This window comes from Sphingobium sp. B11D3D, from assembly GCF_025961755.1.
Taxonomy (GTDB): Bacteria; Pseudomonadota; Alphaproteobacteria; order Sphingomonadales; family Sphingomonadaceae; genus Sphingobium.
Window position 1 is genome coordinate 1,008,548 of sequence record NZ_JAOQOG010000001.1, and the last position, 18,645, is coordinate 1,027,192.

An 18,645-nucleotide genomic window follows, 5' to 3' on the forward strand; every position below is an offset into this window, starting at 1 on the left:
AACGCAGCGGGGGCGGGCAGGCGCAGGCAGCCTGACACCGCCGGGGAGCGCCAATGCTGCGTCGCATCTTTGAATGGACTCTCGAGAAGGCCGGGCATCGCACCGCGCCGCGCTGGCTGTTCGGCATCAGCTTCATGGAAAGCAGTTTCTTCCCGATTCCGCCGGACGTGCTGCTGGGGCCGATGTGCCTTTCCAAGCCCCACAAGGCCTTTCAATACGCGTTGATCTGCACCGTGGCGTCCGTGCTGGGCGCATTGCTCGGTTATGTCATCGGCATGTTCCTGTTCGATACGATCGGGCGGGCGATTCTCGATTTCTACGGCATGACGGCGGAATTCGAGCATTTCGCACAACGCTTCAACGAGCAAGGCTGGTTGATCGTGCTGCTGGCCGGCTTCACGCCGTTGCCCTTCAAGGTGATCACCATTGCGGCGGGCGCTACCGGGATGCCCCTTTATGTGCTGGTGATCGCGAGCATCATTTCGCGGGCTGCGCGCTTCTTCCTGGTCGCAGGTTTGCTGTGGAAGTTCGGAGAGCCGATGAAGGCCTTTATCGACCGGCACTTCGGGCTGATCACGGCGATTGTCGGCGCGTTGGGCGTCGGCGGGTTCGTGCTGGTCAAGTATCTGGTGTGATGGCGTGACAATCTCCCCCGCGCCTTACCGGATCGCTGCGGCCTTCGTTGCGCGCAGGCCGGGGGTGACGGCCCTGCTTGCCGGGCTGCTCTCCGCCACTGGCTTCGCGCCGCTCGGGCTGTGGCCGGTGACGCTCATCATGCTCGCGCTGGTGATGCAACTGATCTGGGCGGCGCCGGACCGCAAGAGCGCAGGACGGATCGGCTATCTGTTCGGCCTCGGGCATTTCATGCTCGGGCTCAACTGGATTGCCCATGCCTTCACCTTTCAGGATTCGATGCCGGCCTGGCTGGGCTATCCAGCGGTGGGCCTGCTCTCGGTGTATCTGGCGGTTTATCCGGCGATGGCCGCCATGATCGGCTGGACGCTCGGGCGGGGCCGGCCGCAGGTCTTCGCCCTATTTCTCGCCACGGCCTGGTTGCTGACTGAATATCTGCGCGCGAGTTTGTTCACCGGCTTTGCCTGGAACCCGCTCGGGGTGATCTGGCTGGGCACGGGCGTGGAGCAGACTGCCATCGCCATCGGCACTTATGGTCTTGGTCTGGTCGCCATGCTGGCAGCGGCGGCCTTGTGGTGGCTGGCGCACCGGCAATGGCGGCCGGCAGGTATCATGATCGTCGGTCTCGCGCTGGTGGCTGGGCTGGGGCAGCTGCGGGCGAGCTATATCGGTGCAAAGGACCAGTCTGGCGCCCTTGCCAACATCCATGTGGTGCAGCCCAATATCAATCAGAACGAGAAGTACGACGCCAATCTTGAAATCCTGAACTTCCGCCGTCTGGCGGAGCTGACCATGCTGCGGTCCGGCAAGCCTGCGTTGATCTTCTGGCCGGAGGCAGCCGTACCAGCGGTGCTGGATATGGAACCACGCTGGCGCGGGCGGATCGCCTCGCTGCTGGGGATGGACGATCTGCTGATGCTCGGCGGCGACAAATATCATTTCCACGAGCAGGGCGGCGTGGTGGATACGCAGGTTCTGGAGGGCGCCAATAACAGCCTGTGGGTGCTGGACGCGCGCGGAGACCTTAAGGGCCGCTACGACAAGGCGCACCTCGTTCCTTATGGCGAATATCTTCCCATGCGCCCGGTGCTGGAGACGATCGGTCTCTCACGGCTCGTGCCGGGCAGCGTCGACTTCTGGCCCGGGCCGGGGCCGCGCACGCTCGATCTGCCTGCGACGCCGGATGGCGGGCAGGCGCGCGGCAAGCTGCGGATGGCGGTGCAGATCTGCTACGAGATCATCTTCTCCGGGCAGGTGGTCGACCGGGCCAATCGTCCCGATTTCCTGTTCCACCCGTCCAATGATGCGTGGTTCGGTAGCTGGGGCCCGCCGCAGCATCTGGCGCAGGCGCGGCTGCGGGCCATCGAGGAGGGGCTGTCCGTGATCCGCTCGACCCCCACCGGCATTTCGGCGCTGGTCGACCCAGCCGGGCGTGTCGTGCGGTCCATACCCTTCCAGCAGGCGGGTGCATTCGAGGCCCCCCTGCCGGCGCCGCTTCCGCCCACCTTGTTTGCGCGGCTGGGCAACCTGCTGCCGGTCGGCCTGGCCGTGCTGCTGCTCGTCAGCGGCGTTGCTATCGCACGGCGCACTCGCTAAGGAGCGCGCAACATAAACATTTCTTTATATGAACTGCGGCCCCGAACTTCCGCCACGAGAGCCGCTAGAAGAAAGGTCACGATCTCCCATGCGTTCCAGCTATCTCTTCACGTCTGAATCCGTTTCCGAGGGGCACCCGGACAAGGTTTCCGACCAGATCAGCGATTCGATCGTCGACCTGTTCCTTTCCAAAGACCCCGAAGCGCGTATCGCCTGCGAGACGCTGACGACGACGCAGCTGGTGGTGCTGGCCGGCGAAATCCGCTGCAAGGGCGTGTATGAGAACGGCCAGTGGGCGCCGGGCGCGCTGGAGGAAATCGAGCGCACGGTCCGCCAGACGGTCAAGGATATCGGCTATGAGCAGGAGGGCTTCCACTGGGAGACCCTGCGCTTCGAGAATAATCTCCACGGCCAGAGCGAGCACATCGCGCAGGGCGTGGACGCGAGCGGCAACAAGGATGAAGGCGCTGGCGACCAAGGCATTATGTTCGGCTATGCCTGCAACGAGACGCCCGACCTGATGCCGGCGACGCTGGATTACAGCCACAAGATCCTCGAGCGCATGGCCGCCGACCGCCACTCGGGTGCGGCGCCTTTCCTGGAGCCGGACACCAAGAGTCAGGTCACGCTGCGCTTCGAGAATGGCAAGCCGGTCGCCTGCACTGCCATCGTCGTCTCCACCCAGCATGCCAAGGGCTATGATGCCGGCGAAAAGGAAGCCGAGCTCAAGGCCTATGTGAAGAAGGTGGTCGCCGACGTGTTGCCCGCCGCGCTGCTGAGCGACGAGACCGAGTATCACATCAACCCGACCGGCAGCTTCGAGATCGGCGGGCCGGACGGCGACGCAGGTCTGACCGGCCGCAAGATCATCGTGGACACCTATGGTGGCGCGGCTCCGCATGGCGGCGGCGCGTTCTCCGGCAAGGACCCGACGAAGGTTGACCGTTCGGCGGCGTACATCACGCGTTATCTGGCCAAGAACATCGTGGCGGCGGGCCTGGCCAGCAAGTGCACGATCCAGCTGGCTTATGCCATCGGCGTGTCCAAGCCGCTCTCGCTCTATGTCGATACGCACGGCACCGGCACGGTGGGCGACGACAAGATCGAGGCGGCGATCGGCAAAATCGAGAAGCTGGGCGGCCTGACTCCGCGCGGCATCCGCACGCATCTGGGGCTTAACAAGCCGATCTATCGCAAGACCGCAGCTTACGGCCATTTCGGCCGCAAGGCGGAAGGCGACTTCTTCCCCTGGGAAAAGACCGATCTGGTCGAGGACCTCAAGGCCGCGCTGGGCTGAGCCGAAGCGCTCCTTTGCGTTCCAAGAGATAGGGAACGGCGCGAGGCTTGCTTCGCGCCGTTTTTCGTAGGTGCTGCGCGGGCGGATGAAAGCAGGCACCGCGCGCGCCGTCCCCCGTTTCCTCCAGCGACAAAATGATCTAGGCGCACGCGCATGACTGCGCACAAATCAGGCGATCCCACCACGCTCAACCGTCTCTATGGCCGCCAATCCGGCCATAAGCTGCGGCAGGGGCAGCAGGCCCTGGTCGATGAGCTGCTGCCGGCGATCAGCGTGCCCGAGGAGGGCGAGATCACCGCCGAGCGCTTGTTCGGCCCGACCGCCTTTGGCGAGCGGCCGCTGCATTTCGAGATCGGCTTCGGCAGCGGCGAGCATCTGGCCTACCGCGCCGATATGCTGCCGGACCATGGCTTCATCGGCTGCGAGCCTTTCCTTAATGGCGTGGTCGGCGCCTTGGGGCATGTGCGGGACCAGCATCTGGGCAATGTCCGGCTGCATATGGGCAATGCGCTCGAAGTGCTGGCGCGCATCCCCGATGGGGCGCTCAGCTTCGTGTATCTGCTCCACCCAGACCCATGGCCAAAGGCGCGCCATGCCAAGCGGCGGATGATGAACAAGGGGCCGGTCGACATGATCGCCGCCAAGCTGAAACCGGGCGGCGAGTTCCGGTTCGGGACCGATCATCCGATCTACCTGCGCTGGGCGCTGATGGTGATGCGGGACCGCGAGGACTTCGACTGGCTGTGCGATAGCCCGCGCGATTTCCTCAACCGTCCGGGCGGCTGGCCCGAAACCCGCTATGAGGCCAAGGCTCGCAGGCAAGGGCATGAGGTCTGGTACTTCCGGTATCGCCGGAAATAAAAATAACCATTTAGGTTATTTATTGTTGACATCGTGACGCTCTCTGGTTAGAAGAAGGCATGGTCGCAATTCGAATCGCTTGGACGGGCCGCTCATATACAGCCGGCCTGCTCGTCCCGTGGCGCATTGCGAAGGCTTCTCTCAACAGGATGGTGTTCATGACGCAACGCCCGATCGGTGCGCCGCGGCCGCGCATGTCGCGTCCCCGGCGCCCGCGCTGGACGATCCAGCGCCGCCGCCAGTTTCTTGCGGTGCTCGCCGAGACATCCAATGTCAGTGCAGCGGCGCAGGCGGCCTCAATGCATCGATGCACGGCCTATGCGCTCAAGGGGCGCGACCCGGACTTCGCCCGAGCCTGGAAGGAGGCTCTGGAGCAGGGCTATTCCGACCTCGAATTGCATCTGATGCGCCAATCGATCGACGGGACGATGCGAACCGAAACGGTTATCGATGGCGCAACCAAGGCGGTCAAGCAGGTGCGGACCATCCACAGCTATCCGCTGACGGTGGCCGTGCGATTGCTGACAGCCCATCGGCAGGAGGTGGAATCCTGGCGGCGCGAAACCGAAGCGGCAAGTGGCGCTGGCGATGACCCGGAAGATGTGGACGCGCTGGATGCCGAACTGGAGGCCATTTGCGAGCGGTTCCTCGCGGAGGACGATATAGAGGAGAATGCCGGGGAGCCGGCAGGTGAATGATGACAGGCTGTCGATGATCGATCGCCTGGCCAGGCTGGCGCCCACGCGGCGGCAGCAATTCTTGCGGAACCTGTCACTCTTGCAACGGCGGCGCTTGATGCAGGCTTGGCGCTTTCGGGCGCGACCTGCGCAATTGCCGCCCCGGGGCGAATGGTTCACCTGGATGATCATGGCGGGGCGGGGCTTTGGCAAGACGAGAGCCGGCGCCGAATGGGTGCGGATGGTGGCCGAGCGCGACCCCACCGCGCGCATCGCTTTGGTCGGGGCGAGCCTGCATGAAGCGCGAGCTGTGATGGTGGAAGGTGAGAGCGGGCTGCTTGCCATCGCGACGCAGGGCAATGAACCGAAATGGTTTCCTGCCAAGCGCCAGTTGCGCTGGCCGGGTGGGGCGTGCGCCATGCTTTACGGCGCTGCGGACCCGGAGACGTTGCGTGGGCCGCAGCACAGCCATGCCTGGGCGGACGAGATCGGGAAGTGGCCGCGCGGGGAGGCAGCGTGGGACAATCTGGCGATGGGGCTGCGTCTGGGCAATCGACCGGCCATTGTCGCGACCACCACGCCGCGCGCCGTGCCACTGGTCCGACGTCTGGCAGCCGATCCGCGCGTGGTGGTGACGCGGGGCAGCACGCAGGACAATCGAGGTGCGCTTCCGCAGAGCTTCCTCGCGGAGATGGAACGCAATTTCGGAGGCACGCGGCTGGGGCGACAGGAACTGGACGGGGAGTTGTTGCTCGATCACGAAGGCGCGCTGTGGACGCGGGCGCTCATTGAGACGTGCCGTTCAGCCGGCCTTGTGCCGGAGCGTGCAGAGCTAGCGCGTGTCGCGGTGGGCGTCGATCCGCCCGCGAGCGCGGGAGGCGACGCCTGCGGGATCATTGTCGCAGGAATCGATCAGGCCGGCGAGGCAATCGTGCTGGAGGATGCGAGCGTCGAGCGGGCGAGCCCGCAACGCTGGGCACAGGCTGTAGCGCACGCCGCGGAGCGCTGGGCGGCAGATCGCATCGTGGCGGAAGCGAACAACGGCGGCGAGATGGTGCGTACCGTGCTGCGCGGGGCCGACATGGCCCTGCCGGTCCGTCTGGTTCATGCGGCGCAGGGCAAAGTGGCGCGAGCCGAGCCGATTGCCGCCGCCTATGAGGCCGGTCGGGTCCGCCATGCCCGACCCTTTGCGATGCTTGAGGACCAGTTGTGCGGCTTGTTGATCAATGGACGTTACGAGGGGCCGGGACGATCGCCTGACCGTGCGGATGCCCTCGTCTGGTGCCTGACCGAACTGCTTTTGAAGACCAATCCGCAGGCGCGGGTGCGATCCCTCTAGCTTGTCGCTTCACCCCGTTTCGGGAACGATACGGAAGTGCTTGCTATTGGTTGCAAGCAGGCACAGCATGATCGTCCCATGAAGCTGTCCCCAGGAGCTTCCACGGGTGAACGACATTTTGGAGAAGATTGCCGAGGCATCCAGCCTCCCGCTGCTGTGGCGCGGGATGACGCGCTATTATGCGCGCAACGGCTTCGGCGCGGTCAGCTATTATTGGGTGAAAATCGGCACCAACATGCCGGCGACCCTGCCGCTGCAACATGGCTTCTCCAAAAAGGAGGTGGCGCTCTATTGCTCGTTCGATTTCCAGCGGCTGGATATCGTGCCGCGCGCGGCGCTGGCAGCAGGCGTACCCATTCGGTGGCATGAGGTGTGGGGCAATACCGAACTGACGGTCGAGGAGCGCCAGTTTCTGGAGGCCATGCGGCAGATCGATTTCACCGATGGGTTCTCCTTGCCTTGCTATGGCCCTGGCAATCGTAATGGCGTCGTCGGCCTTGGAAGGATCGCGCCGGATGCGGACCTGAGCGAAGAGCGGATGACCCAACTGCATTTTGCGGCGCAAGCGGCGCATTTGCGGATCTGCGGTCTCTTCGCGGAAGAAACGGGGCGCGAACGGCAACTTTCTGCGCGGGAAAAGGAGATCCTGCATTGGGTGGCGCGGGGTAAAAGCAACACGGTGATTGCCGACATCCTCCAGATATCGCCGGGAACGGTCGATACCTATATGCGGCGGATTTACGAGAAGCTGGAGGTGTCTGACCGGACGTCTGCCGCCGTCAAAGGTGTGGGGTCGGGCTTGATCGCGGCCTGATCTCCGCGCGATCGCGGGGTTTGCCACGTATCGGCCGTCGCGACCCATAAGTGAATCTTGCAGCCGCCAGCCCCGACGCTGGCGGCTTTTTCGTGCGCAAGCGAGGAGACGATCAGGTGAAATGGTTTGGACGAAAAGCCGCGTCGACACCGACGCGGCCGCCGCTGGCGCGCGCCTGGCTGGGGCTTGGCTGGGCAGGAGCGGGCGACTGGCCGCAAAGCTATGAGGCGCAACTCAAGGCGGCAGTGATTGCCAACCCGGTGGCGCAGCGTGCGGTGCGGCTGGTGGCGGAGGCGGCGGGAAGCGCGGCGTTGCACGCGGTGGCCGCCAAGGAGGGGGATGCGCAAGCGGCTCTGGCGCTCGTGCAGCGGCGCGTGGCCGGGCAAAGTCTCATTGAGACGCTCGCCGCGCATGTGCTGCTGCATGGCAACGGCTACGCACAGATTGGCCATGGCGCCGATGGTCTGCCCGCGACCCTCTATGCCCTGCGCCCCGAACGGGTGACAATCGAGCAGGATCGCGCCGGCTGGCCCGTGGGCTATCGCTACCGGGCGGGCGATAGCGAGATGCGCTATGCCAGCGAGGACGCGGCGGGGCGGACTGCGGTCATCCATGTCAAAGCGATCAACCCGGCAGACGATCATTATGGGCTAGGCTGCCTGGGCGCTGCAGCGGGTGCGGTGGCGATTCACAATGCGGCGACGCAGTGGAACAAGGCGCTGCTCGATAATGCAGCGCGGCCATCCGGGGCGCTCATTTATGCGCCGGGCGATGGCAGCGTGCTCGCGCCTGAGCAGTTCGCTCGGCTGAAGGCCGAACTGGAAGGCGCATTTCAGGGTGCGGACAATGCGGGGCGGCCGATGCTGCTGGAAGGCGGGCTGAACTGGCAGTCGATGAGCCTTTCCCCGCACGACATGGATTTTGTGGCGCTAAAGGCAGCGGCGGCGCGGGACATCGCGCTCGCCTTCGGTGTGCCCCCCGTGCTGATTGGGATGCCGGGGGACAGCACCTACTCGAATTATCGGGAGGCCAATAAGGCGCTGTGGCGGCAAAGCGTGCTGCCGCTGCTGGCCAAACTGCTCGGCGCGCTCGGGCAGGGGCTGCGCGACTTCTGGCCCGAACTGGTGCTGGAGGTCGATCTCAACCGCTTGCCCGCGCTCGCCGAGGACAGGATGCTGCTGTGGGACCGGATCGAGAGGGCAGATTTCCTCTCGACCGAGGAAAAGCGCGCGATGCTGGGGCTGGACGCCACGCGCGCGTGACCGCCGGGATCGTGCGGTTCGCCGGCTATGCGGCGATCTTCGACAAGATCGATCAGGGCGGCGATGTCATCGCGCCGGGCGCCTTCTCGGCCAGCCTCGCGCGCCGTGCGGCGACAGCGCTGCCGCTGCTCTGGCAGCATCGGGCGGGCGCGGTGATCGGGCGGATCGATCATGTGGCGGAGGATGCGCGCGGGTTGCGAGTGATCGGCACGATTAGTGCGGCCGGGCCAACAGCGGAACAGGCGAAGGCGCTGCTGCGCGATCGCCGGATTGAGGGATTGTCCTTCGGCTATCGCGTGGTGGCGGCGCAGGGCCATCAACCCCGACGGCTGGATGCGCTCGATCTGGTCGAGGTGAGCCTGGTGACTCACCCGATGCAGCCGCTGGCGCGGGTTCACGCGGTGGAGGCTGGCTAACAGCGCGCGCCGATTTTCTGGATGTTCGAGGGGCCGACTGCGGCCCCTTTTTTGTTTTTGACCGCAGGAGAATGACGCAATGCAGGACGTGGAAACCAAGAGCCTTGAGGAGAGCTTCGACGCGATCCTGCAAGCAGACCGGCTGACGGGCATGGAAGCCCGGATGGACGCCTTTGACGAAGCGCTGCGCAAGCAGGCCGAGCGGGCGATGGCGCTGGCCGGTCGGCCGCCTCTGGACGGCGCCAAGGGCAGCGACGTCGACCCGGCGCGGGCAGCCTTCACCGACCGCTATCTGCGGCGCGGCATCGAGGCCGGTGTGGAGCTGAAGAGCTTCTCGGGCGCGAGCGGCGGCAGCGGTGGCTATGCGGTGCCGCGCGAGATCGACCAGATGATCGACGCGGCGCTCAAATCAATCTCCCCGATCCGTGCGGTGGCCAATGTGGTGCGCACGGGGTCGGCGGGATATCGCAAGCTTGTGACGACCGGCGGTGTCGTATCCGGCTGGGCGGCCGAGACGGCAGCGCGGCCCGAGACGGCGACCCCCACCTTCCAGGAAATCGCGCCGCCCTCGGGTGATCTTTATGCCAATCCATCGGCCAGTCAGGCGATGCTGGACGATGCCCAGTTCGATGTGGAGAGCTGGCTCGCCGAGGAAATCGCCCGCGAATTTGGACGAGCCGAAGGCGCGGCATTCATCAATGGCGACGGGACGAGCAAGCCCAAGGGCTTCCTGACTTATGCCACCACCAATCAGGCGGACAGCGTTCGTCCATTCGGGTCGCTGCAATATGTCGCATCCGGGGCGGCGGGCGGCTTCCCGGCCAGCAATCCGCAGGATCGGCTGATCGACCTCGTCCAGTCGCTGCGGGCGCCCTATCGGCAGGGTGCGGTATTCGTGATGAATGCCGCGACGCTGGCGACGATCCGCAAGTTCAAGACCAGTGACGGCGCGTTCCTGTGGCAGCCGAGCATGATCGCAGGCCAGCCTGCGACGCTGCTTGGGTATCCGGTGATCGAGGCCGAGGACATGCCCGACATCGCCGCCAACAGCCTCTCCATCGCCTTCGGCAACTTCGCCAATGGCTATGTGATCGCCGAGCGCAGCGAGACGAGCATTTTGCGCGATCCCTTCACCAACAAGCCGTTCGTCCACTTCTACGCAGTGAAGCGGATCGGCGGCGCGGTCGCCAACAGCGAGGCCATCAAGCTCATGAAGTTCGCCGCCTCCTGAGGAGGCCCCGATCGGCGAACCGATGAGGGGCGCCATGCCGGTCTCTCCCCGCCGGCATGGCGCCTTTTTCTCCTGCTTGAAGGATGGCTGCGATTATGACCGTGACAATCGAGAAGGGCGGGCCGCTCGCGGTGCCGCTCGAAGACCTGAAGCAGTATCTTGGCATCAGCCTTGGCGACGATGATGCTGCGCTCACCGATCTGCTGCGCGCGGCGAGCGAGGCGGCCGAGCAATATCTCGGCCAAATGCTGATCGAGAGAGCTGTGACCGAAGTGCGCGGCGCCAGCGGTGCATGGGGTCGGCTGACGATGGCGCCGGTCAGCGCGATCAGCAGTATTGAAGGACTGCCGGCGGATGGCGCGGCATTCGTCCTGCCGGTTACGGCCTATACCATCGATATCGATGCGCAGGGGGCGGGATGGGTGCGCATCCTCAATCCGGGATCGGCCGGACGGGTTCGCGTGACCTATCGTGCCGGGCTTGCCCTTGCCACCGCCGAGGTGCCCGATGCGCTTCAGCACGCCGTCGTTCGGCTGGCGGGCGAGTGGTATGCGCGACGCGACGGGCTGGAGGGAGACCTGCCGGCATCGGTTGTCTCCCTGTTGCGGCCCTGGCGACGGGTGCACCTCGCATGAGCGGCGAGATGGCAGTGAGGGGGGCGGTGATCGCCGCATTCCGCAACGATGCGGACCTGATGGCGCTGGTCAACCTCGTGAGCAATGGCGAGCCGATCAAGGCAAGCCCGCCCTGGCTTCTGGTCGGCGAGATGATGTCGACCGGCTGGGGCGCGCGGGATGTGACGGGTCTGGCGCTCCGCTTGCCCATCCAACTGGTCGTTCGTGGCGATGATCTGGCGCGGGTGACCGCCGTGCTGGCGCGCGTCGATGCCGTGCTCGCGGGGGTCGATGGCGATCTGGGCGACTGGCGGATCACCAGCTTGCGGTTCGAGCGATCACGCATCCTGCGCAGCCGCACCGAGTGGCGAGCGAGCGCCGACTATGCCGTGAGGGCGGCGCGGCTGAATTGAAGCCCGCATCTCGACTTCGCTCGGTGCGAGCGGGGATGCGGATACAGAAAGGATCAAGGCGATGGCAGTGGAGAAGGGCAGCGCGTTTCTGCTCAAGATCGGCAACGGAAGTTCGCCGGTGAGCTATGCGACGGTGGCGGGGCTGCGCGCTACGCAGCTTTCCGTCAATGGTGAGGCGGTGAATGTCACCTCCAAGGATTCCGGCGGCTGGCGCGACCTTCTGCCGGGCGCGGGGGTGCGCTCCGTGAGTGTGTCAGGCTCCGGCATCTTTACCGGATCGGCGGCGGAAACCCGGCTGCGCAATCATGCGCTGGCCGGTGCCATCGACGATTATGAACTGAGCTTCGAGAGTGGCGAGAAGCTGCGTGGGCGGTTTCTGGTCACGCGGCTGGACTATGCCGGCGACTATAATGGCGAGCGCACCTATACGCTCGCGCTGGAAAGCTCAGGCGCCGTGAGCGCACTATGAGCGGGGCGGTCGCGAATGAGGCGCGCGGGGAAGCCGCGCTCATGGTCGGCGAGCACTGCCTGACAGTGCGCCCGACCTTTGCGGCGTTGGTCGCTGCCGAGCGTGAGACCGGGCCGTTGCTTGCGCTGGTCGAGCGCGCGGCGGACGGGCGGCTCGGCCTCGCCGAGATGGAAGCTCTGTTGTGGCACTGCCTTACGGATCGACCCGAGGCGATGGCCCGAGCCGATCTGGGCGACGCGCTGATCGCGCAAGGGGTGGGCGTGGCCTTGCCGGCGCTACGGGCAATCATGCGGCAGGTCGTGGCTGGCGGGGCATGACGTCGGCCTGCTTTGCGGAGGTCGCCCGAGCGTTGGCTGGGCAGGCCGGGCTGTTGCTTGGCTGGCGCCCCGACGAGTTCTGGCGCGCCACGCCGGCCGAGCTGGCCGACGCCCTGGCGGTGTTGCGCGATTTGACCGGGCCTCAGGTCGCGCCGTTCGACCGATCTGCACTGGCCAAGATGATGGAAAGGCATCCCGATGGATGAGGATATGCAAAGCCTGTTCGCGCCGATGGGTAGCGACATGGCCCGCTTGCGCGAAGATGCGAGCGGTCTGCGGGACGAGCTGGATTTACTGAGCGCAGGCGCGGAACGAGCGAGCCGCGCCATCGAGGCTGGGCTGCTGCGTGCCGTGCGGACGGGGCGGATCGGCTTTGAAGATCTCGGCAAGATCGCGCTGTCCGTCATGGACCAGATTGCCCGTTCGGCGGTCCGTAACGGCTTGGAGGCCGTCCTTGGCGGCGGAGGCTCTTCCGGGCTTTTGGGGTTGGGAACGAGCCTCCTCACCGGTGCGCTTGGGTTGCCCGGCCGGGCAACGGGCGGCCCGGTGGCGCCGGGGCGGGCCTATCTCGTCGGCGAGCGCGGGCCCGAAGTGTTCGTCCCGACGAACAGCGGCCAGATCGCGCCTGGCGTCGGTGGGCAGGGCGGACGAGACGTGCGCGTGTCGATCACCGTCAATGGCAGCGGCCAGGAGGCGCCGCGCGCGCTGGCGCGCAGTGCGCGTCAGGTGGCGCGGGCGGTGCGTGGGGCGCTCGGGGAGTAGGCGTTTTTCGCGTCCATGACTGTGTCTCGACTTGAGCCGAGAGGCTGAAGTTTACCCTGAGCGCCCGCCTGCGGGCGGTCGAAGGGCTCGACACAAACGGGCGGGGGCGGGTGGGATCGCCCGCCGAAATGGCTGCTCGATATCAACAAAGGATAACCCCGATGGCCTACTGGCTGGCGACTGAGAGGCGCAATCAGGAGAGCGGCGTGGTCAAGCGCTTCTCGCCACCTTTCTGGACCGTCAATTTCCCACGGCCGATGACGACCTCCGTCGTGACGGTCGGGGATGATGGATTGCGCGTCGATGCGGTGTTCCATGGCTCGGGCGACCTTGCCGGGCTGATCTGGGAATCGGCTGATGTATGGGACCATCCGCTGCTCCGTTATGAGACGCGACGGGATTATCGTGGCTGCACCCTGCGGTTCCGGTGGCGGAGCGCTGGGGTCAAGCCGCTCGATGCCATTCAGGGCCCGACGTTGACGCTCGAAGGGCGGGATGCGGCCGGCAATGCGCGCGCCTGGTATGTGCGGCTCTGGAACTATGCGGAAGGCAGTCCAGAGGACGCGGTCGTCACCCTCGACTTCGACGCGTTGATTGGTGGCTTTGCCTTGCCGGACGATGCGGACCCGGTGGATGCGCGGGATATCGACCGCCTGTTCATCTCCATCGTCCAGGCCGATTATGATGAGGGAGAGACGACCTTTCCTGACGCCCGCGAAGGCTGGGTGGAGGTCAGCGAGATGGTTTGCGAGGGAGCAGGATCGGTCATCGCCATCGGCGATCCGATGGTGCCGGAGCATGGGCTGTCCATCGCCAGCGGCTATGATGATGCCTACAACCAGACGCCCGAGCGCTTGCTTCGGCAGGCGCTGGCGCTCGGCTATCGCGGCGCGATCAATCATTATGTCGGGATGAGCCACTATATGCGGCTCGCCCCTGACGGCAGCGATTTTCGCGTGACGCTGGTGGGCGGTGCGCTGGCGACGCCGTGCCGGCGCTGGCACGAGGATTTCGCGGCGCGCTGCAAGGCGCTGGGGTTCGGGCTGATCCTGTCGCTCTCTTACGAGTTGTTCGATGCTTATTGCCCACCTGAGTGGAAGCAGCGGGCGTGGGACGGAGCGCCCGCGCTGACAGGGTGGACGCCGCCCTCCACCCTGCTTTCGCCAGCTAATGCCGCGGCTAACGACTATTTGCGTGCGGTGGCGCGGGCCTTTGCCGGCATCGCGCGGGATGCGGGGCTGGCAGTGCGTTTCCAGATCGGCGAGCCCTGGTGGTGGGTGATGGCGGATGGGCGTCCCTGCCTTTATGATGATGCTGCGCGCGCCGCGTTCGGGAGTGCTGCGGTGGAAATTCCGACGGTTCGCGATACGCTCGACAGCGGACAGATGGCTTTGTTGGATGCCGCTGGCGCTCTGCTGGCCACTTCGACGGCGGGCGTGGCTGATGCCGTGCGCGCGGAGACTCCGGGCGCCGAGCTTCTTCTGCTTGTCTATTTACCGAGCGTACTTGATCCGGCGGCGCCGGAACTCAAACGCGCGAACGTGCCGACAGGCTGGGCCGCGCCGGCGTTCGACCGGTTGCAGATCGAAGATTATGACTGGGTGACCGAGGGCCGAACCGCCCGCTCAGCCGCAGGGCGCGCCGCGATGGACGCGCGCCTGGGCTATCCGCCAGAGGAGCAGCACTATTTCGCCGGATTTTTGCCGGCTGGCTCCACCGATGAGTCAACGCAGATCGGCTGGGACCGCATCGCCGCGGCGGCAGATGCTGCGCGGGCGCGCGGCCATGCCGCCACCTTCATCTGGGCGCTGCCCCAGATCGCGCGGGACGGCTTTACCTATTTCCAGCTTTCAGGAGATGCGGACGTGCAGCATTTCGACGACCTCGCCTTTCCGCTCGACATCGGCAATCGCGCGCAGGTGGCGCCGGCTTTCTCGACGCGGATCGTGGAGAGCGTGTCCGGCCACGAGCAGCGCAGCACGCAATGGGCTGACGCGCGGCTACAGTTCGATGCGGGGCCGGGGGTGCGATCCGAGGCGGATATCGCGACGCTCATCGCCTTTTTTCGGGCTCGACGCGGTGCAGCTCGGGGGTTTCGGTTCCGCGATCCGTTCGATCATGCGTCCGGCCCGTTCGGCGTTGCGCCGGGGCCGTTTGATCAGTGGATCGGAACGGGCGATGGCGTGACGACCAGCTTCCAGTTGCGCAAGAATTACGGGGTGAATGATCCCCAGCAACGACGGATCACGCGGCCCGTCGCAGGGAGCATCAGGGTTGCGGTGGATGGGGTCGAGCGGTTTGCCGGCTGGTCTCATCCGGGCATGGGGGAGATCGCGTTCGATGACCCGCCGCCCGAGGGCGCGGTGGTGACGGCGGGCTTTGTCTTCGAGGTGCCAGTGCGCTTTGCCGAAGACCGGCTGGATATCGACCGAGAGACGTTTGCGGCGGGCATTGTCCCGTCCGTCCCCCTGATGGAGGTGCGTGAGTGAGCGCTGCGGCGATCCTGAGCAAGCCGCTTTGCGCGCTCGCTTTTTGCTGGCGGTTGGAGCGGCGGGATGGCGTGACCATCGGCCTGACCAGCCATGACCGGGGCCTGCAGGCGCACGGCCTGCGTTATGCGGCAGCACCCGGGATCACACCGAGCGCCATCGTGCAGGGTGGCAACGACCCGGACCTGACGGACTTGCAGGGCGCCATCAGCAGCGCGGCCATCAGTGAGGTCGATCTTGATGCCGGGCGCTGGGACGGTGCGACACTGCTCCTGCATCTCACCGAATGGACCGAACCCGGGGTGCTCTGGCTGGAACTTGCGCGCGGCGAACTGGGAAGCATCGAGCGGCGCGGCGGCGCTTATTCGGTGAGCCTGCGGTCCACGCTTGCTGCGGCGCTTGAGCGACCGGTCGCGCCGGTGACCAGGGCCACCTGCCGGGCGACGCTGGGGGATGCGGACTGCCGGATCGATTTGCGACGGCATCAGCAGATCGTCGCGGTTGGTGCCGTGGCGGATGACCGCGTTGCGTGCGGTGGCCTGCTGGCTGGGGTGTATCCCTTCGGCTCGTTGCGCTGGCTGGAGGGGCCCAATTGCGGCCTCCTGCAGACCATTGTCGATCAGGAGGCGGGGGGCGTTTTCTTGGCGGAACCGCCGGTGTTTCCGGTGGCAGCAGGCACGCGCGCGCAGTTGACGCAGGGGTGCGACAAGCGCCTCGCGACTTGTGCGGGGCGGTTCGGCAATGCCGTCAATTTCCGCGGGGAGCCGCATCTGCCCGGCATGGATCTGCTGACGCGCTATCCCGGGAGCTGAGTGATGGACGTTGGCGAACGAATGGCGGCCGAGGCCTTGGCTTTGGTCGGCGTGCCCTTTCGGTTGCACGGGCGCAGCGTAGAGACGGGGGTGGACTGTGTGGGCTTGGTTGCGCTTGCGGCGCGGCGGGCCGGAGTCCGCGTTCCCACGCTCCCGACCTATAAGCTGAGGGGCATGGGGCAGGCGAGGGCGGTGCGGAACCTCGCGGCATGCGGCCTCTCACCGGCGCCGGAGATGGGCGAGGGCGCCGTGCTGCTGGTCGATAGCGGTCCGATGCAGTTGCATCTGATGATCGTGACGCGGGGCGGTCATGTCCATGCTCATGCCGGACTGGGCAAGGTGGTGCTGATGCCGGGGCCATCGCCCTGGACGGTGCTGGGCGCGTGGCAATTTCAGGAGTAGCGCATGGCGACATTGGTTCTCACCGCCGTGGGCAGTGCCCTTGGCGGAACGTTCGGCGCTGTGGGCGCGGCGATTGGCGGCGCGGTCGGCGCGCTCGCCGGACGGTCTGTCGATGCCCTGATTTTTCGACCCGGCGGGCGGACGGGGCCCCGGCTGAGCGACCTTCAGGTTCAGACATCCCGCTACGGCGCGGCGATCCCGCGCATCCACGGAACGATCCGTGTCGCGGGCACGGTGATCTGGGCCACGGACCTTCAGGAAAGCACATCGACAAGCGGTGGAGGCAAGGGCAGCCCAAGCGTCACGACCTACAGCTATTCCGCGAGCCTGGCTGTTGCGCTTTCCTCACGGCCTATTCTCGGCATCGGACGCATCTGGGCGGACGGCAATCTGCTTCGTGGCGCGGTCGGGGATTTCAAATCGCCGCTCACGGCATTTCGGCTGTATCTGGGCGGGCCGGACCAGATGGTGGACCCGCTGGTGGCGTCCGCAGTGGGCGTGGCGCAATGCCCTGCTTATCGCGGCTGCGCTTACGTCGTGTTCGAAGGGCTGCAGCTGGCGGACTTCGGCAACCGGATTCCCTCGCTGACGTTCGAAGTGATCGCTGATGCCGAACCAGTGGCCCTGCCGGCGATTGCCACCGACCTTGCCGGACGCACCGTCAGTCATGCCGGTGAGGGCGATCCTGCGCGCCTGCTGGGCTTCGCTGCAGAAGGCGCTGTGGAGGAAGCGATGCGCGACATCGTCTCGCTGCACGACGTGCGATGGACAGAGCGCGAGGGGGAGCTCGCGCTGAGCAGCGGGACGCCGTCGAGCCATGTCATCGATCCGGTCACCGCCGTGCGCAGCATCGATGGCGAGAAGCAAGCCGAGCCTCAGCATGTTCGCACACCGATTGAGACGGTGGCTGCCCGGCTGGCAATCCGTCACCACGACCCGGCTCGCGACTATCAGCTTGGCTTGCAGACCGCATTGCGGGCGGGGCCGGGGATGCGCGGCGAGGAAATCGACCTGCCGGCGGCGATGGGGGCGGATGATGCGCGGCGCCTGGCCGACCGGAAGCTGCGCAATGCGCTGCGGCACCGCCGGTGCCTCAATATCGGCGCTGGTTGGAGCGCGCTGGACCTCGGTGCGGGCGATCTTGTGACGGTCGCGGGCGAGCCGGGGCAGTGGCTCGTCGAGACGACGGAATGGGATGACATGGCCGTCAGGCTCAGCTTGCAGGCTTTTGAGAGCGGCACGCGGGCCATCGCGGGCGCAGGGGCCTCCGGGGAGCCGGTCCGTCAGCCTGACCTCGTCCAGGGGCCGACCAGTCTGACGATTGTGGAGTTGCCGGGTGACGGGACTACGATTTCCACGAGCCCAGTCCTTGCGGCAGCGGCGTGCGGTACAAATGCCGGGTGGCGGCGCGCAGCCCTCTTTCGCTATGATCCGGTCCTGGAGATTGCCGAGCCCATTGGCAGCACAGCGCCGCGCGCCGTGATGGGCCGCACTGTTGGCGCGCTGCCTCCGGGCGCGCCGTGGCGGATGGACCTTTCCAGCAGCATTGAGATCATTCTCGACGATCCCGGTGATGTGTTGACCGGGGTGGGGGACGATCTTCTGCTCGGCGGCGCGAACATCTGCCAGATTGGAGAGGAACTGCTGCAATTTGGTCAGGCGGACGCGCTCGGGCCGGGGCATTATCGTCTGTCGCGTCTCGTTCGCGGGCGCATGGGCACCGAATGGGCCATGACTGGGCACGATCCGGGCGAACGGTTCGTGCTGATCGACCGCGAGCGGCTGGCGCCGATCCCGGTAGAGCAAAGCGCGGTTGGAACGACGCTGACTCTGAGGGCAATCGGCAGCGGGGACAGTACGCCCGCGCAGGACAGCCTTTTGATCGACGGCCGCGCATTGATGCCTCTTTCGCCGGTGCACGGGCGGCGCACGACTTTGGCCGGTGGTGATGTTGAGATCAGTTGGGTTCGCAGAAGCCGGCTTGGCTCGGCATGGATCGACGGCGTGGATGCGCCTCTCGGGGAGGAGCGGGAGGCTTATGCGGTCAGTGTCGTCGCAGACGGAGTGACATTGCGGCGATGGCAAACGACGCTCCCGTCCTGCGTCTACGCGGCGAGTGACGTTGCGACCGATCTCGCGGCGGCGGCCTCGGCTGGCGTGCAGATCGAAGTGAGGCAGATGGGAAGCTGGGGAGCGGGGCGAGCGCTCGTCATTCCCTAGCCCTGTCTTATCCGCGTCTCC

General features: G+C 66.0%; 20 protein-coding genes. All 20 read left to right on the forward strand.

Annotated elements, in window-relative coordinates; translation table 11 throughout:
• The first annotated feature begins 53 nt into the window (after positions 1-53).
• The 20 genes from M2334_RS04755 (at position 54) to M2334_RS04850 (ending at position 18,624) form a co-directional block, all read left to right on the forward strand.
• Positions 54-635, forward strand: coding sequence for a YqaA family protein (locus M2334_RS04755; protein WP_264604905.1), 582 nt, complete (start codon positions 54-56; stop codon positions 633-635).
• A 4-nt stretch (positions 636-639) separates the two neighbouring features.
• Positions 640-2,229 carry an apolipoprotein N-acyltransferase gene (gene lnt, locus M2334_RS04760; protein ID WP_264604906.1) on the forward strand — a complete coding sequence of 530 codons (1,590 nt, stop codon included), beginning with the start codon at positions 640-642 and terminating at the stop codon, positions 2,227-2,229.
• 88 nt (positions 2,230-2,317) lie between these two features.
• The gene (gene metK, locus M2334_RS04765) at positions 2,318-3,526 is read left to right on the forward strand and encodes a methionine adenosyltransferase (protein WP_181560377.1); all 1,209 of its coding nucleotides are present in this window, start codon (positions 2,318-2,320) and stop codon (positions 3,524-3,526) included.
• 153 nt (positions 3,527-3,679) lie between these two features.
• Positions 3,680-4,387 carry a tRNA (guanine(46)-N(7))-methyltransferase TrmB gene (gene trmB / locus M2334_RS04770; RefSeq protein ID WP_181560376.1) on the forward strand — a complete coding sequence of 236 codons (708 nt, stop codon included), beginning with the start codon at positions 3,680-3,682 and terminating at the stop codon, positions 4,385-4,387.
• A gap of 158 nt (positions 4,388-4,545) precedes the next feature.
• On the forward strand, positions 4,546-5,085 hold the full coding sequence (locus M2334_RS04775; protein WP_264604907.1) for a hypothetical protein: 540 nt from the start codon (positions 4,546-4,548) through the stop codon (positions 5,083-5,085).
• 13 nt (positions 5,086-5,098) lie between these two features.
• Positions 5,099-6,403, forward strand: a complete 1,305-nt coding sequence (locus tag M2334_RS04780; protein WP_264606032.1) for a DNA-packaging protein — start codon at positions 5,099-5,101, stop codon at positions 6,401-6,403.
• 106 nt (positions 6,404-6,509) lie between these two features.
• A complete protein-coding gene (locus M2334_RS04785; RefSeq protein WP_181560374.1) occupies positions 6,510-7,217 on the forward strand; it encodes a helix-turn-helix transcriptional regulator in 708 nt (235 codons plus the stop codon).
• 116 nt (positions 7,218-7,333) lie between these two features.
• Positions 7,334-8,479, forward strand: coding sequence for a phage portal protein (locus M2334_RS04790; RefSeq protein WP_264604908.1), 1,146 nt, complete (start codon positions 7,334-7,336; stop codon positions 8,477-8,479).
• Positions 8,476-8,895, forward strand: coding sequence for an HK97 family phage prohead protease (locus M2334_RS04795; RefSeq protein ID WP_264571066.1), 420 nt, complete (start codon positions 8,476-8,478; stop codon positions 8,893-8,895). Before M2334_RS04790 ends, M2334_RS04795 begins: the two co-directional genes overlap by 4 nt.
• 79 nt (positions 8,896-8,974) lie before the next feature.
• Positions 8,975-10,126 carry a phage major capsid protein gene (locus tag M2334_RS04800; RefSeq protein ID WP_181560371.1) on the forward strand — a complete coding sequence of 384 codons (1,152 nt, stop codon included), beginning with the start codon at positions 8,975-8,977 and terminating at the stop codon, positions 10,124-10,126.
• A 95-nt stretch (positions 10,127-10,221) separates the two neighbouring features.
• On the forward strand, positions 10,222-10,761 hold the full coding sequence (locus tag M2334_RS04805) for a head-tail connector protein (RefSeq protein WP_264604909.1): 540 nt from the start codon (positions 10,222-10,224) through the stop codon (positions 10,759-10,761).
• A gap of 8 nt (positions 10,762-10,769) precedes the next feature.
• Positions 10,770-11,153, forward strand: coding sequence for a tail completion protein gp17 (locus M2334_RS04810; RefSeq protein ID WP_264604910.1), 384 nt, complete (start codon positions 10,770-10,772; stop codon positions 11,151-11,153).
• A 61-nt stretch (positions 11,154-11,214) separates the two neighbouring features.
• The gene (locus tag M2334_RS04815) at positions 11,215-11,622 is read left to right on the forward strand and encodes a phage major tail protein, TP901-1 family (protein WP_264573391.1); all 408 of its coding nucleotides are present in this window, start codon (positions 11,215-11,217) and stop codon (positions 11,620-11,622) included.
• Positions 11,619-11,939, forward strand: coding sequence for a gene transfer agent family protein (locus M2334_RS04820; protein ID WP_264604911.1), 321 nt, complete (start codon positions 11,619-11,621; stop codon positions 11,937-11,939). The genes M2334_RS04815 and M2334_RS04820 overlap by 4 nt, the downstream gene beginning before the upstream one ends.
• Positions 11,940-11,971: 32 nt before the next feature.
• Complete coding sequence (locus M2334_RS04825) at positions 11,972-12,145, forward strand: phage tail assembly chaperone (protein WP_413716103.1); 174 nt, start codon at positions 11,972-11,974, stop codon at positions 12,143-12,145.
• Positions 12,138-12,701, forward strand: a complete 564-nt coding sequence (locus M2334_RS04830) for a tail tape measure protein (RefSeq protein WP_264594040.1) — start codon at positions 12,138-12,140, stop codon at positions 12,699-12,701. The genes M2334_RS04825 and M2334_RS04830 overlap by 8 nt, the downstream gene beginning before the upstream one ends.
• Before the next feature lie 161 nt (positions 12,702-12,862).
• On the forward strand, positions 12,863-15,190 hold the full coding sequence (locus M2334_RS04835) for a DUF2460 domain-containing protein (RefSeq protein WP_264604913.1): 2,328 nt from the start codon (positions 12,863-12,865) through the stop codon (positions 15,188-15,190).
• Entirely contained in the window at positions 15,187-16,002 is an 816-nt protein-coding gene (locus M2334_RS04840; protein WP_264594042.1) for a DUF2163 domain-containing protein, read from the forward strand. The genes M2334_RS04835 and M2334_RS04840 overlap by 4 nt, the downstream gene beginning before the upstream one ends.
• Positions 16,003-16,005: 3 nt before the next feature.
• Positions 16,006-16,404, forward strand: coding sequence for a peptidoglycan endopeptidase (locus tag M2334_RS04845; RefSeq protein WP_264594043.1), 399 nt, complete (start codon positions 16,006-16,008; stop codon positions 16,402-16,404).
• A 3-nt stretch (positions 16,405-16,407) separates the two neighbouring features.
• The gene (locus M2334_RS04850; RefSeq protein ID WP_264594044.1) at positions 16,408-18,624 is read left to right on the forward strand and encodes a phage tail protein; all 2,217 of its coding nucleotides are present in this window, start codon (positions 16,408-16,410) and stop codon (positions 18,622-18,624) included.
• Positions 18,625-18,645: the final 21 nt, after the last annotated feature.